14 protein-coding genes are annotated in these 11611 nt (G+C 70.9%); 7 read left to right on the top strand and 7 right to left on the bottom strand.

The window, feature by feature from the left end:
* Positions 1-354: 354 nt before the first annotated feature.
* Positions 355-990, top strand: a complete 636-nt coding sequence (locus C1J00_RS28210) for a TetR/AcrR family transcriptional regulator (protein WP_102911826.1) — start codon at positions 355-357, stop codon at positions 988-990.
* Positions 991-1118: 128 nt separating this feature from the next.
* Here the strand turns inward: C1J00_RS28210 and icmA are convergent, their stop codons facing one another.
* The 3 genes from icmA to C1J00_RS28195 form a co-directional block, all read right to left on the bottom strand.
* A complete protein-coding gene (gene icmA, locus C1J00_RS28205) occupies positions 1119-2855 on the bottom strand; it encodes a coenzyme B12-dependent isobutyryl-CoA mutase large subunit (protein ID WP_102911825.1) in 1737 nt (578 codons plus the stop codon).
* A 114-nt stretch (positions 2856-2969) separates the two neighbouring features.
* A complete protein-coding gene (locus C1J00_RS28200; RefSeq protein WP_102911824.1) occupies positions 2970-3308 on the bottom strand; it encodes a DUF3817 domain-containing protein in 339 nt (112 codons plus the stop codon).
* A 43-nt stretch (positions 3309-3351) separates the two neighbouring features.
* Positions 3352-3861 carry a MarR family winged helix-turn-helix transcriptional regulator gene (locus tag C1J00_RS28195; protein ID WP_102911823.1) on the bottom strand — a complete coding sequence of 170 codons (510 nt, stop codon included), beginning with the start codon at positions 3859-3861 and terminating at the stop codon, positions 3352-3354.
* Positions 3862-4039: 178 nt separating this feature from the next.
* On the opposite strand from C1J00_RS28195, the gene C1J00_RS28190 reads away from it, so the two are divergent.
* On the top strand, positions 4040-5026 hold the full coding sequence (locus C1J00_RS28190) for a glycoside hydrolase family 6 protein (RefSeq protein WP_102911822.1): 987 nt from the start codon (positions 4040-4042) through the stop codon (positions 5024-5026).
* Positions 5027-5094: 68 nt separating this feature from the next.
* On the opposite strand, the gene C1J00_RS28185 is transcribed toward C1J00_RS28190, so the two are convergent.
* Together C1J00_RS28185 and C1J00_RS28180 are read right to left on the bottom strand one after the other, a co-directional pair.
* Positions 5095-5388: an MTH1187 family thiamine-binding protein gene (locus tag C1J00_RS28185; RefSeq protein WP_030854324.1), complete on the bottom strand. Its 294-nt coding sequence runs from the start codon at positions 5386-5388 to the stop codon at positions 5095-5097.
* Entirely contained in the window at positions 5385-5729 is a 345-nt protein-coding gene (locus C1J00_RS28180) for a DUF3817 domain-containing protein (RefSeq protein WP_102911821.1), read from the bottom strand. The genes C1J00_RS28185 and C1J00_RS28180 overlap by 4 nt, the downstream gene beginning before the upstream one ends.
* Before the next feature lie 232 nt (positions 5730-5961).
* Between C1J00_RS28180 and C1J00_RS28175 the strand changes: the two genes are divergently transcribed.
* From C1J00_RS28175 to C1J00_RS28160, 4 genes are all read left to right on the top strand, one after another.
* Positions 5962-6594 (top strand): AIM24 family protein, encoded by a 633-nt coding sequence (locus C1J00_RS28175; RefSeq protein WP_102911820.1) that lies wholly within the window; start codon positions 5962-5964, stop codon positions 6592-6594.
* Position 6595: 1 nt separating this feature from the next.
* A complete protein-coding gene (locus C1J00_RS28170; protein WP_102911819.1) occupies positions 6596-7246 on the top strand; it encodes an AIM24 family protein in 651 nt (216 codons plus the stop codon).
* A complete protein-coding gene (locus tag C1J00_RS28165; protein WP_102911818.1) occupies positions 7243-8043 on the top strand; it encodes an AIM24 family protein in 801 nt (266 codons plus the stop codon). Before C1J00_RS28170 ends, C1J00_RS28165 begins: the two co-directional genes overlap by 4 nt.
* Before the next feature lie 116 nt (positions 8044-8159).
* On the top strand, positions 8160-8636 hold the full coding sequence (locus tag C1J00_RS28160; RefSeq protein ID WP_102911817.1) for a MarR family winged helix-turn-helix transcriptional regulator: 477 nt from the start codon (positions 8160-8162) through the stop codon (positions 8634-8636).
* A gap of 20 nt (positions 8637-8656) precedes the next feature.
* On the opposite strand, the gene C1J00_RS28155 is transcribed toward C1J00_RS28160, so the two are convergent.
* Together C1J00_RS28155 and C1J00_RS28150 are read right to left on the bottom strand one after the other, a co-directional pair.
* A complete protein-coding gene (locus C1J00_RS28155) occupies positions 8657-10066 on the bottom strand; it encodes an ATP-binding protein (RefSeq protein WP_102911816.1) in 1410 nt (469 codons plus the stop codon).
* On the bottom strand, positions 10063-10731 hold the full coding sequence (locus tag C1J00_RS28150; protein ID WP_102911815.1) for a response regulator transcription factor: 669 nt from the start codon (positions 10729-10731) through the stop codon (positions 10063-10065). Before C1J00_RS28150 ends, C1J00_RS28155 begins: the two co-directional genes overlap by 4 nt.
* Before the next feature lie 116 nt (positions 10732-10847).
* On the opposite strand from C1J00_RS28150, the gene C1J00_RS28145 reads away from it, so the two are divergent.
* Positions 10848-11498, top strand: a complete 651-nt coding sequence (locus C1J00_RS28145; RefSeq protein ID WP_102911814.1) for a PepSY domain-containing protein — start codon at positions 10848-10850, stop codon at positions 11496-11498.
* Positions 11499-11611 lie beyond the last annotated feature (113 nt).

Genomic DNA, 11611 nt, shown 5'->3' with positions numbered 1-11611 from the left:
CCCGCCCTCCCGGGCGGACTGCGCCCGCGCCTGCTCCGCCTTCGCCTTGGCCTCCTGGGCCGCCTTCACCGCGGCGAGGTCGACGACTCCGCTCATGGACATGTTCCGTGGCTGCATGCGCCTATCCTCCCCCGTCTTGCGCGCGCGTGTGAAAAACGGTGTGAAAGCCAGGCCGGTCCGGTGCCTTTCGGCGCCGGGTCCCCACCCCACGCCGGGTGTTGCCGAAGCCCGTGTACGTCCGTCACGGGCTTTCGCTACGCGTCGTAGCGTAATACCCCGCCGGGGCGCCGGGACACCACCCCCCGGTGATCTCCCTCACGGCCGCACGGGAAGCGCCGGGTCTATGGTCGTGAGATGCAGAGCCGCAGCCCAGCCAGCCGGACGGGGCGCCCGCGCAGCGCCACGGCGGACGCCGCGATCCTGGCCGCGACACGCGAGGCTCTGGTGGAACTGGGCTGGTCCAAACTCACCCTGGGGGACGTCGCGACGCGCGCCGGGGTTGCGAAGACCACCCTCTACCGCCGCTGGGCGGGCAAGAACGAACTGGTCGTCGACGCGGTCGCGGAACTCTTCGACGAGCTGGAACTCTTCGACCGCGGTTCCCTGGCCGCCGACATCGAGGGCGTGGTCCTCCAGTTCGCCTCGATCCTGGCTCTTCCGGAGGCGAGGAGCGGTCTGATGGCGGTGGTGGCGGAAGCCACCCGGGACGAGGCCCTGCGGGAACGCATCCGGGCGTCGGTCGTCGACCGCCAGAAGCGGCTGGTCCTGGAGGGCCGCGCGCGGGCCCAGGCCCGCGGCGAACTCCCCGCCGAACCGGACCCCGCCTCGTCCGCCCGCACGGTCGACCTGATCTTCGACATGGTGGCGGGTGCGGTGGTCCACCGCACCCTTGTGAGCGCGGAACCGGCGGACGAGGAGTGGGTCCACCGCTTCACCGGCGTGCTGCTGCGAGGACTGGCCGGAGAGGCCGCGCACCCGGCCGACGGCTGAGCCGGCACGCCGGTCGACGGCTGAACCGCACACCCGGTCGACGGCTGAGCCTCGCACCTGCCCATCGACGGTGGCCCCGCTCGCGGTGACGTGACCGGCGACGTCACCCCGGTCCTGGCGGCCGCCGCTCAGAACCCGGCGGGCTCGGTGTACACCCCCCACTCGTCCCGCAGCACACCGCAGATCTCCCCGAGCGTCGCCTCCGCCCGCACCGCGTCCAGCATCGGCTCGATCATGTTGGCGCCGCTCCGGGCGGCGGCCAGCATGGCGTCCAGCGCGGTGCGCACCGCGGCGTCGTCACGGACCGTCCTGCGCCCGCCCAGCGCCCGGACCTGCTCGCGCTCCACCTCGTGGCTGACCCGCAGGATCTCCAGGTCCCCGGTGACCGATCCGTCGTGGGAGTTCACGCCGACGACCTTCTTGTCGCCCTTCTCCAACGCCTGCTGGTACCGGAACGCCGACTCGGCGATCTCCCCGGTGAACCAGCCGTCCTCGATGCCGCGCAGAATGCCGGAGGTGATCGGGCCGATGGGGTGCTGCCCGTCGGGGTGCGCCCGCAGCCCCCGCTCCTTGATCTGCTCGAAGATCTTCTCGGCGTCCGCCTCGATGCGGTCGGTCAGCTGCTCGACGTACCAGGAACCGCCCAGCGGGTCGGCCACGTTGGCGACACCGGTCTCCTCCATCAGCACCTGCTGCGTGCGCAGCGCGATCTCCGCGGCCTGCTCGCTCGGCAGGGCGAGGGTCTCGTCGAGCGCGTTGGTGTGCAGCGAGTTCGTGCCGCCCAGTACGGCCGCCAGGGCCTCCACGGCGGTGCGTACGACGTTGTTGTACGGCTGCTGCGCGGTGAGGGAGACGCCCGCCGTCTGCGTGTGGAAGCGCAGCCATTGGGCCTTATCGGACTTCGCGCCGTAGACGTCGCGCATCCAGCGGGCCCAGATCCGCCGCGCCGCGCGGAACTTGGCGATCTCCTCGAAGAAGTCGACGTGCGCGTCGAAGAAGAAGGACAGGCCGGGGGCGAAGACGTCCACGTCCAGCCCGCGCGACAGGCCCAGCTCCACGTACCCGAAGCCGTCCGCCAGCGTGTACGCCAGCTCCTGCGCGGCCGTCGACCCGGCCTCGCGGATGTGGTAGCCGGAGACGGACAGCGGCTTGTACGCGGGGATGCCGGCCGCGCAGTACTCCATGAGGTCGCCGATGAGCCGCAGATGCGGTTCGGGCCGGAAGAGCCACTCCTTCTGCGCGATGTACTCCTTGAAGATGTCCGTCTGGAGCGTGCCGTTGAGGACGGACGGGTCGACTCCCTGCCGTTCGGCGGCGACCAGGTACATGCAGAAGACGGGGACGGCCGGGCCGCTGATGGTCATCGACGTCGTGACGTCGCCCAGCGGGATGTCCTTGAACAGGACCTCCATGTCGGCCGCCGAGTCGATGGCGACCCCGCAGTGCCCGACCTCGCCCAGCGAGCGGGGGTCGTCGGAGTCGCGGCCCATGAGCGTCGGCATGTCGAAGGCGACGGAGAGCCCGCCTCCGCCGTTGCGGAGGATCGTCTTGTAGCGCTCGTTGGTCTGCTCGGCGTTCCCGAACCCGGCGAACTGCCGGATGGTCCAGGTGCGCCCTCGGTAGCCGGTCGCGTACAGGCCGCGGGTGAAGGGGTACTCCCCCGGCCAGCCGATCCGGTCGAAACCGGCGTAGGTGTCACCGGGCCGTGGACCGTACACCGGCTCCACGGGGTCGCCCGACAGCGTGGTACGTGTCCAATCCCTCGGGGGCTTCACCCCGGGGCCCCCGGCGGCCTCGCGCTTGCGAGCGGCGTCGTACCGGGCCTGCCAGCGACGGCGGCCCTCCTCGATGGCGTCAGCGTCCATACCCTCGAATTTACTTGGACGCCCTAGTAAATGTCGACGGCTGACGGGAGCGACCTGGCGAACGGGTGAGAACGACCGCCGCACGCGTGCGTGCGGCGGGGTGCCTGCGCCCGGCTACGCCTTGGCGGGGGCGGGCGCGTCCTCGGCGGTCCGGCCCTCCAGCTCTCGGCTGATCCGGCGCTCCACGAAGAACGCGGCCGTCGGAACGGTGCCGGCGAGCAGCACCCACAGCTGCTTGCCCACCGGCCACTTCGCCTTGGATCCCAGGTCGAAGGCGAAGATCAGGTACACGACGTAGAGCCAGCCGTGCGCGATGCTGACGACGCGCGTGAAGTCGGCCGCGCCGTTCAGGTCGAGCACGTACTTGCCGATCATGCCGAAGGTCAGCAGGACCAGCAGCACGCCGGTGACGTAGGCCATCACGCGATAGCGGGTCAGCACGCTCTTTTTCATGCGGTCGAGCGTAACGACCCGTTCCGGCAGATCTTGCCCCGGGTCACTCCTCCTGGAAGTCGCCCGCCGACAGGCGCAGCGGCCGCAGCATCGCGAAGATCTCCGCGCACTCCTCCGCGTCGTACGCGCCGAGCCCGAAGTCCATCGCCATCAGGTCACGGGTGGCCGACTCGACGACCTCGCGGCCCTTGTCGGTGATGCTGGCGAGGGTGCCGCGGCCGTCGTTCGGGTTGGGCCGTTTGCCGACCAGGCCCGACTTCACCAGCCGGTCCACCGTGTTCGTGACGGACGTGGGGTGCACCATGAGGCGCTCGCCGATCTTGGACATCGGCAGCTCACCGGACTTGGAGAAGGTGAGCAGCACCAGCGCCTCGTAGCGCGCGAACGTCAGCCCGTACGGCCTGACCACCGCGTCGACCTCGGCGAGGAGGATCTGCTGGGCGCGCATGATCGAGGTGATCGCGGCCATGGACGGGACGTTTCCCCAGCGCTGCTTCCAGCGTTCGTCAGCGCGCGCGATCGGATCGAAGGAGAGACTGAGCGGCTTCGGCACGAACCCGACCCTACCGGCCGGTCACATGGTGGTCAGCCCTGTCTCGCCCTTCGGGCGGGCGGTATCCGTTCCGGTGCGCGGCCTCGGGGAGGTCATGTCCTTTCCGTAACACTTCATTCCCATGTGTAACGATTGGCGTCTCTTTCGTCACCGCACGTCACCTTGCTCAGGGAGCGGCATGTCCCGGCTGATCCACGCCTTCGCGGCACTCGCGGTGCTCGGTCTCGCCGCGGGCTGCTCGTCCCGCGCCGCGACGACGTCCGACGGCGACGCCGGGAGGGCCGCCTACGCGGCCGGCCCCTCCCCCTTCTGGGTTGACCCCGGGAGTCCCGCGGCCCGGCAGGCCCGGATCTGGCAGCGGCAGGGCCGCGGGCAGGACGCCGAGCTGATCCGGCGGGTCGCCGGCCAGCCGGTCGCGCTGTGGCCCGCGGGCGAGGGCGACCCGGCGCCGGCGGTGAAGGCGGCGGCCTCGGCCGCGACCCGGGCGGGGAGGACCGCGGTCCTCGTCGCGTACAACATCCCGCACCGGGACTGCGGCGGGCACTCGGCGGGCGGGGCGGCGGACGGCACTGTCTACCGGGAGTGGATCGGGAAGTTCGCCGACGCCCTCGGCGAGGCCGACGCCCTGGTCGTCCTGGAACCCGACGCGATCGCGCACGCCGTGGACGGCTGCACCCCGGGCGAGTACCACGCCGAGCGCGAGCAGCTGCTGGGCGAGGCCGTCGCCCGGCTCAAGCAGCAGCCCAACACCAAGGTGTACCTGGACGCGGGCAACGCCGGCTGGATCCGGGACTCGGCCCGGCTGGTGGAGCCGCTGAAGCGGGCCGGGATCGAGCAGGCCGACGGCTTCGCGCTCAACGTGTCCAGCTTCCAGACGAACGAGGTGACAACGCGGTACGGAGTGCGGCTCGCCGAGGCCCTCGGTGGCAAGCACTTCGTGGTCGACACCAGCCGCAACGGCAACGGGCCCCTGCCGGGGGTCTGGTGCAACCCGCCGGGCCGGGCACTCGGCACCCCGCCGACGACCGGCACCGGCGAACCCGTCGTGGACGCCTTCCTGTGGGTCAAGCGTCCCGGGGAGTCGGACGGAACCTGCGAGGGCGGCCCGGCCGCCGGGCGCTGGTGGCCCCGGTACGCCCTGGAGCTGGCCCGCAACGCCACCTGACCGGGGCCGCGCCCACCTCACGTGGATCCACTCGGGCCGTGCGGGCGTGACCGCGGCGTCCGGGACGGCTACTCGGCGAGGTGCCGCTCCACGGTCTCCACCTTGGAGGTGAGGCCGTCCGTCACTCCGGGGCGGATGTCCGCCTTGAGGACGAGGGAGACCCGGGGCGCCCGCCGCTCGACCGCGGCGACCGCGCGCCGGACGACGTCCATGACCTCGTCCCACTCTCCTTCGACGGAGGTGAACATCGCGTCGGTACGGTTCGGCAGCCCCGACTCACGCACCACACGCACGGCGTCGGCGACGTACTCCCCCACGTCCTCGCCGACACCGAGCGGCGTCACGGAGAAGGCGACGATCACGCGCCCACCACGCCTTCCTTGCGCGCCCGCGTCGCGATGACCGCGTCCTCGGCCTCACGCCGCAGCCTGCGCTCGGCGAAGAACCCGCCGGCGGGCAGCACCGAGAGGACGAAGTACAGCGCGGCGGTCTTCAGGTCCCACTTCGCCCGGTTCCACGCGTCGGCCCAGAAGATCACGTACAGGACGAAGAGCGCACCGTGCACCGCACCCATCACCGGCACGGCGTTGAAGTCCGTGGTCCGCTTCAGCACGGAGCAGACCAGCAGGAGGAGGAAGGAGATCGCCTCGGGCGCCGAGACCAGGCGGAGGCGGCGGATGGCGGTTGCGGTCTTGAGGTCCACGGGTCACCTTCGGTGGGAGTAACGCGGCGGTCGGGTCGGTCTGCTCGTACGGGTCCGGCGGTTTGTGAACGCGCGCACAAGCGTCCCGCCCATTGTGGCAAACCGCCGCGGGCCCTCCGGCCCGGGGTCCGCCACTGTGCCCGGGCGATCCCTGAGGGTGCGGTCAGGGTCTTTCTCCACCCACGGGCCCTGTCCGCGGGGCCCGGCCTGCGGCTACCTTCCAGTCGTGGCGATGTTCCGACTTCAGAGCAGCAAGGTGCTCGCCGTCGACATGACCGGGGATGCCGTGAAGGCGAAGAACGGCTCGATGGTCGCGTACGACGGGGAGATGGCCTTCAAGAAGCTCAGCGGCGGCGGCGAGGGCATCCGGGGCATGGTGACCCGGCGGCTGACCGGTGAGCAGATGACGTTGATGGAGGTGAAGGGCCGGGGGACCTGCTGGTTCGCGGACCGCGCCTCCGAGATCAACCTGGTCAGCGTCCAGGGCGACAAGCTCTACGTCGAGTCGAGCAACCTGCTCGCGACCGACGGCGGGCTGCGCACGGGCACGGAGTTCACCGGCCTGCGCGGCGCCTCGCAGGGCAACGGGCTGTTCACGACGACCGTCGAGGGCCACGGCCAGGCGGCGATCATGTCGGACGGCCCGGCGGTGGTGCTGCGGGTGAGCGCGCAGTACCCGCTGACCGTCGACCCGGGGGCCTACGTGGCGCACCAGGGCAACCTCCGGCAGTCGTTCCAGTCCGGTGTGACGTTCCGCACGTTGCTCGGGGAGGGCGGCGGCGAGGCCTTCCAGATGCGGTTCGAGGGGGACGGGCTGGTGTACGTGCAGCCGAGCGAGCGGAACACGATCGCGGGAGACGTGTGAGATGGCCTTCCGGGAGATCAACGCGAAGATGATCGAGGCGACGGTCACGCCGGGGCAGCGGCTGTTCAGTCAGCGCGGCGCGATGCTCGCGTACCGCGGCGAGGTGTCGTTCACGCCCAGCACGGCGGGCGGCCAGGGCGGGATCATGTCGATGATCGGCCGCCGGGTCGCCGACGAGGACACCCCCCTGATGACCGTGGAGGGCAGCGGCACGGTCCTGTTCGGGCACGGCGGGCACCACATCCAGGTGATCCGGCTGACCGGCGACACGCTGTACGTGGAGGCGGACCGCCTCCTGGCCTTCGAGGGCTCGCTCCAGCAGGGCACGATGTTCCTGGGCTCGCAGGGCGGAGTCATGGGCATGGTGCGCGGGCAGGTCAGTGGCCAGGGGCTGTTCACGACGACGCTGAAGGGGCAGGGGGCCGTCGCGGTCATGGCGCACGGCGGCGTCATCGAGATCCCGATCACCCCGCAGCGGCCGGTCCATGTGGACCCGCAGGCCTACGTCGCCCACCACGGTGACGTCCGCAACAAGCTCTCCACGGCCCTGGGCTGGCGGGACATGGTGGGCCGCGGCTCGGGCGAGGCGTTCCAGCTGGAGCTCAGCGGCAGCGGTGCGGTGTACGTCCAGGCGTCGGAGGAGAAGCTGTGAGCACGTACCAAAGCCCCGGCGCCGGCCCCGTGGTCTTCGACCCGGCGACGCTGCCGCCCGACGACAAGGTCAACGACTACACCTTCTGCGTGGAGCTCAAGGGGAGCCAGTGGTTCCTGCAGAAGGGGAAGATGATCGCCTACTACGGCTCGATCGACTTCAACGGCGTGGGACACGGTCGGCTGGACCGTCTGGTCCGCACGTCGTTCCATTCGCCACTGCACGCGAGCGACTGGGTCGTGGCGGAGGGCTCGGGCAAGATGCTCCTCGCCGACCGGGCCTTCGACGTCAATTCGTACGACCTCACCGAGGGCAACCTGACCATTCGCTCGGGCAACCTCCTCGCTTTTCAGCCAACTCTGTCACTGAAGCAATCAATCGTGCCGGGTTTTCTGACCCTGATCGGAACCGGAAAGTTCGTGGCAGCGTCGAACGGGCCGGTGGTGTTCATGGACCCCCCGATCCGCGTCGACCCTCAGGCCCTGGTCGGCTGGGCCGACTGCCCCTCCCCGTGCCACCACTACGACCACGGGTACATGACCGGCGTCATGGGCGGTCTACGTGCACTGACGGGGCTCGGCGGGGCCTCCGGCGAGGAGCACCAGTTCGAGTTCGTCGGCGCCGGGACGGTGCTGCTCCAGTCCTCGGAGACCCTGATGGCGGAGCAGGCCACGGGGGCCGTTCCGCACCAGGCCGGAGTGCCCGGTGGCGGGGCGCACGGCCCCCAGGCGGGGCAGTCGGGCGTACCGCGTCTTCCCGGACAGCTGGGGGACCTCCAGCGTCGCTTCGGGCTGTGAGCGGTAGTCTGCGGAGTGTGACATCGAACGCCTGCGCACTGTTGTTCGCCGGACGTACGCCGTCACACGCCACCCCTCACTAGTTCGCCTTTCAACCTTTTAGGTAGACTTCATTCATGGAGACCGAGACGGCCACTCGCTGGCTGACCGATGCGGAGCAGTGCGCCTGGCGCACCCACCTGGAGGTCAACAGGCTGTTGACGTACCAGCTCGAGAGGGACCTGCAGCCGTTCGGCCTGACAATGAACGACTACGAGATCCTGGTGAATCTCTCCGAGTCCGACGGCGAGAGGATGCGGATGAGCGACCTCGCGTCCGCCACCCTCCAGTCCAAGAGCCGCCTCTCGCACCAGATCACGCGCATGGAGAACGCGAACCTGGTCCGGCGGGAGAACTGCGAGTCGGACCGCCGGGGGCTCTACGCGGTCCTCACCGACCACGGCATGGCGACGATGCAGAAGGTCGCGCCCCACCATGTGGCGTCCGTGCGCAGGCACTTCATCGACCTGCTGTCCCCCGAGGCCCTGACCGAGCTCGACAAGGCACTCAAGCCCATCGCGCAGCACCTGCGCGGCCAGCGCGGGCGCCCCTAGCCGGCTAGCCGCGGTTCCGGCTAGACGAGCGGCAGGCGGAGTTCGAACAGGGCTCCGCCTGCGGGTCCCCGTCCGGCCGTGAGCGTGCCGCCGTGCCGGACGGCGACGTCCCGGGCGATGGCGAGGCCCAGCCCGGCTCCGCCGTCGTCGCGGCTGCGGGCGGCGTCCAGCCGGACGAACCGTTCGAAGATCCGCTCCCGGTCGCCGTCGGGCACGCCGTCACCGTCGTCGGCCACTGCGACCACGGCCAGGCCGCCCTCGCGCCGCACGCTCACGGTGACGGCCGACCGGGCATGGCGCTGGGCGTTGTCGAGCAGATTGGCGAGCACCCGGCCCAGTTGTCCCCGCGAGCCGGCCACCTCCACCGGCTCCGCGTCCACGGTGACGCCCGTCCGACCCTCGGCCTCCTCCCGGGCGAGCCCGGCGAGGTCGACCTTCGCCTCGTTCGGCCGCTCCCCCGCGTCGAGCCGGGCGAGCAGCAGCAGATCGGCCGCCAGCCGCTGCAGCCGGACGGTGTCCTCCACGGCCCCGTCGAGGTCCAGCAGCTCGGGGTGGGCGGCGGCCACCTCCAGCTGGGTCCGCAGCGAGGCGATCGGGCTGCGCAGTTCATGGGAGGCATCGGCGACGAACCGCCGCTGCCGCTCCACGGACTTCTCCAGCGCCGCGAGCGTCTCGTTGGTGGTGCTGGCGAGCCGGGCGATCTCGTCGTGCGTGTCCGGCACCGGAACGCGCAGGGTCAGATCCTCGGACCGGGTGATCGCGGCCATCTCGCGCCGGATCCCCTCCACCGGCCGGAGGGCCCGCCGGGTGACCAGCCAGGTCACGGCCGCGACAACAGCGAGCAGCAGCGGGAACCCGATCAGCATCACCGTCAGCGCGGTCCGTACGGCCCCGTGCTCGGCGGCCAGCGGGGCACCGGCGTAGACCTTGAGGTGCCCCCGGTCGTGGGTCTCCACTTCGACGGCCGCGAACCGGTAGTCCTGCGCGTCGCCGTCGATCGTCGCGGACCCGTTGCTGAAGAGGCTCTCCCCGGAGATCTCACCGGCTTCCAGGGCCTCGCCCGCGTCGTCGGAGTCGTCGTCATCGTCCCCGGACGGCGTCGCCGCCGGCCGCGGCTTCACCTGGCCGCTGTCCGTCCCGCTGATCCGCTGCAGGTCCTCGCTCGCCGCGACCAGCCGCTTGTGCTCGTCCAGGACCTGCACCGGACCGTCGTCGCCGTCCAGCCCGGAGAGCTTGTCGTACGGCGTTCCGGCGGCCAGCTCGGAGGCGACCGCCCGCGCGGAGCGCTCCGCCTGCGTGCCGGCCTCGCCGATCAGATTGGACCGCAGGGACAGCAGCACGGCGGCCCCGGCCGCGACGAGCGCCACGGCGACCACGAGGGTCGCTCCCAGCGTGGCCCGTGCCCGGACGGACCCGAACAGCCGCCTCACGGCGACGTCTCCAGCCGGTAGCCGGCCCCGCGCACGGTGCGGATCAGCCCAGCGCGCAGCTTCCGCCGCAGCGTGCTCACGTACACCTCGACGATGTTCGGATCACCGTCGTACGCGAAGTCCCAGACGTGCTCCAGGATCTCGGACTTGGACACCACCTCGCCGGGCCGCAGCACGAGCTGCTCCAGCACCGAGAACTCCTTGGCGGTGAGGGCGATCTCCTCCTCGGCCAGAAACACCCGCCGGGCCGCGGTGTCCACCTTCAGATCACCGTGCACATGCACGGGCGAAGCCCCGGCCCCCTGGCCGCGCCGCCGCAGCAGCGCCTTGACCCGGGCGACGAGCACGACGTAGGAGAACGGCTTGGTCAGGTAGTCGTCCGCACCGGTGTCGAGTCCCTCGGCCTCGTCGTACTCGCCGTCCTTGGCGGTCAGCATCAGGATCGGCACGTCGTGCCCGGCGGCGCGCAGGGCGGCGCAGACCCGGTAGCCGTTGAGGCCGGGCAGCATGATGTCGAGGATGACCAGGTCGTACGTGCCCTCCGATGCCTGGTGCAACCCCTCCCGTCCGTCGTGGACGACGTCCACGGCGTACCCCTCGGCCGTCAGGCCCCTGGCGAGCGACAGGGCCAGCCGCTTCTCGTCCTCCACGATCAACAGGCGCATGCGTAAAGAGTCGCAAAAGGAAGCTGAAGATCACTTCAGGGGGCTTCAGGTTCCCCTCAGCCTCCGTCAGCCAGAGTCGAAGACATCGCAAACGAAACGACTCAGGAGGAACCCCCATGAAGCGCAACATCGTGATCGCCGCTGTGACTGCCGCCGCTCTGATCGGAGGCGGTACGGCCACGGCTCTCGCGACGACGGGAGACGACCAGGGCTCGGCGCGGCAGGCGGCGAACACGAAGCTGTCGGACGACGGCGACCGGGACGACCAGGACGACCGCGACGACGACGCCGCTCGGGTCTCCTCCTCCGACGTCACCGCGCCCGAGGCCATCGCCTCCGCGCTGAAGCACACGTCGGGCACGGCCGTCTCCGCCGAGCTGGACGACGAGGACGACGGCGGCAAGGTGGTCTGGAAGGTCGACGTCCTGTCCGGCGGCACCACCTGGCACACCGTGAGCGTCGACCCGTCCAGCGGCAAGGTGCTCGGTTCGCATGCCGACGACGAGGACGACACGGCGCAGGTGCGGGCCGCCCTGAAGGGCTCCTCGGTGACGGCCGAGGAGGCCGCGAAGGCCGCCGCCGGCAAGGGCGTGGTGACGTCCGTCGGTCTCGACGAGGACGGCAAGGACAAGTCCTGGGAGGCCGAGACCCGCAAGTCCGGCGGCGCCGAGCAGGACTGGAAGATCGACCTCAAGTCGGGCAAGGTCACGGCGGACCACGACGACGACCAGGACGACGACGCGGACGACGCCGACGACCAGGACTGATCAGCTGCTGCTGCCTTCTTACCGCCCCGGCGTCCGTGCTGACGCCGGGGCGTCGCGCAGCTCGGCGCAGCGAGGTGCCTCCCCCGAGCTCTCCGAGCAGAAGGGACCCCCAG

Origin of the sequence: Streptomyces cahuitamycinicus (assembly GCF_002891435.1) — a bacterium.
Lineage (GTDB): Bacteria > Actinomycetota > Actinomycetes > Streptomycetales > Streptomycetaceae > Streptomyces > Streptomyces cahuitamycinicus.
The sequence above is the reverse complement of the archived record's forward strand: the minus strand, read 5'-3'. Positions and strand labels throughout refer to the sequence as shown.

What these genes read in the sequence shown, in the direction of transcription:
- C1J00_RS28210 (WP_102911826.1), top strand. Translation starts at nt 355, where the DNA reads ATGCAGAGCCGCAGCCCAGCCAGCCGGACGGGGCGCCCGCGCAGCGCC.
- icmA (WP_102911825.1), bottom strand. Translation starts at nt 2,855, where the DNA reads ATGGACGCTGACGCCATCGAGGAGGGCCGCCGTCGCTGGCAGGCCCGG.
- C1J00_RS28200 (WP_102911824.1), bottom strand. Translation starts at nt 3,308, where the DNA reads ATGAAAAAGAGCGTGCTGACCCGCTATCGCGTGATGGCCTACGTCACC.
- C1J00_RS28190 (WP_102911822.1), top strand. Translation starts at nt 4,040, where the DNA reads ATGTCCCGGCTGATCCACGCCTTCGCGGCACTCGCGGTGCTCGGTCTC.
- C1J00_RS28175 (WP_102911820.1), top strand. Translation starts at nt 5,962, where the DNA reads ATGTTCCGACTTCAGAGCAGCAAGGTGCTCGCCGTCGACATGACCGGG.
- C1J00_RS28170 (WP_102911819.1), top strand. Translation starts at nt 6,596, where the DNA reads ATGGCCTTCCGGGAGATCAACGCGAAGATGATCGAGGCGACGGTCACG.
- C1J00_RS28160 (WP_102911817.1), top strand. Translation starts at nt 8,160, where the DNA reads ATGGAGACCGAGACGGCCACTCGCTGGCTGACCGATGCGGAGCAGTGC.
- C1J00_RS28150 (WP_102911815.1), bottom strand. Translation starts at nt 10,731, where the DNA reads ATGCGCCTGTTGATCGTGGAGGACGAGAAGCGGCTGGCCCTGTCGCTC.
- C1J00_RS28145 (WP_102911814.1), top strand. Translation starts at nt 10,848, where the DNA reads ATGAAGCGCAACATCGTGATCGCCGCTGTGACTGCCGCCGCTCTGATC.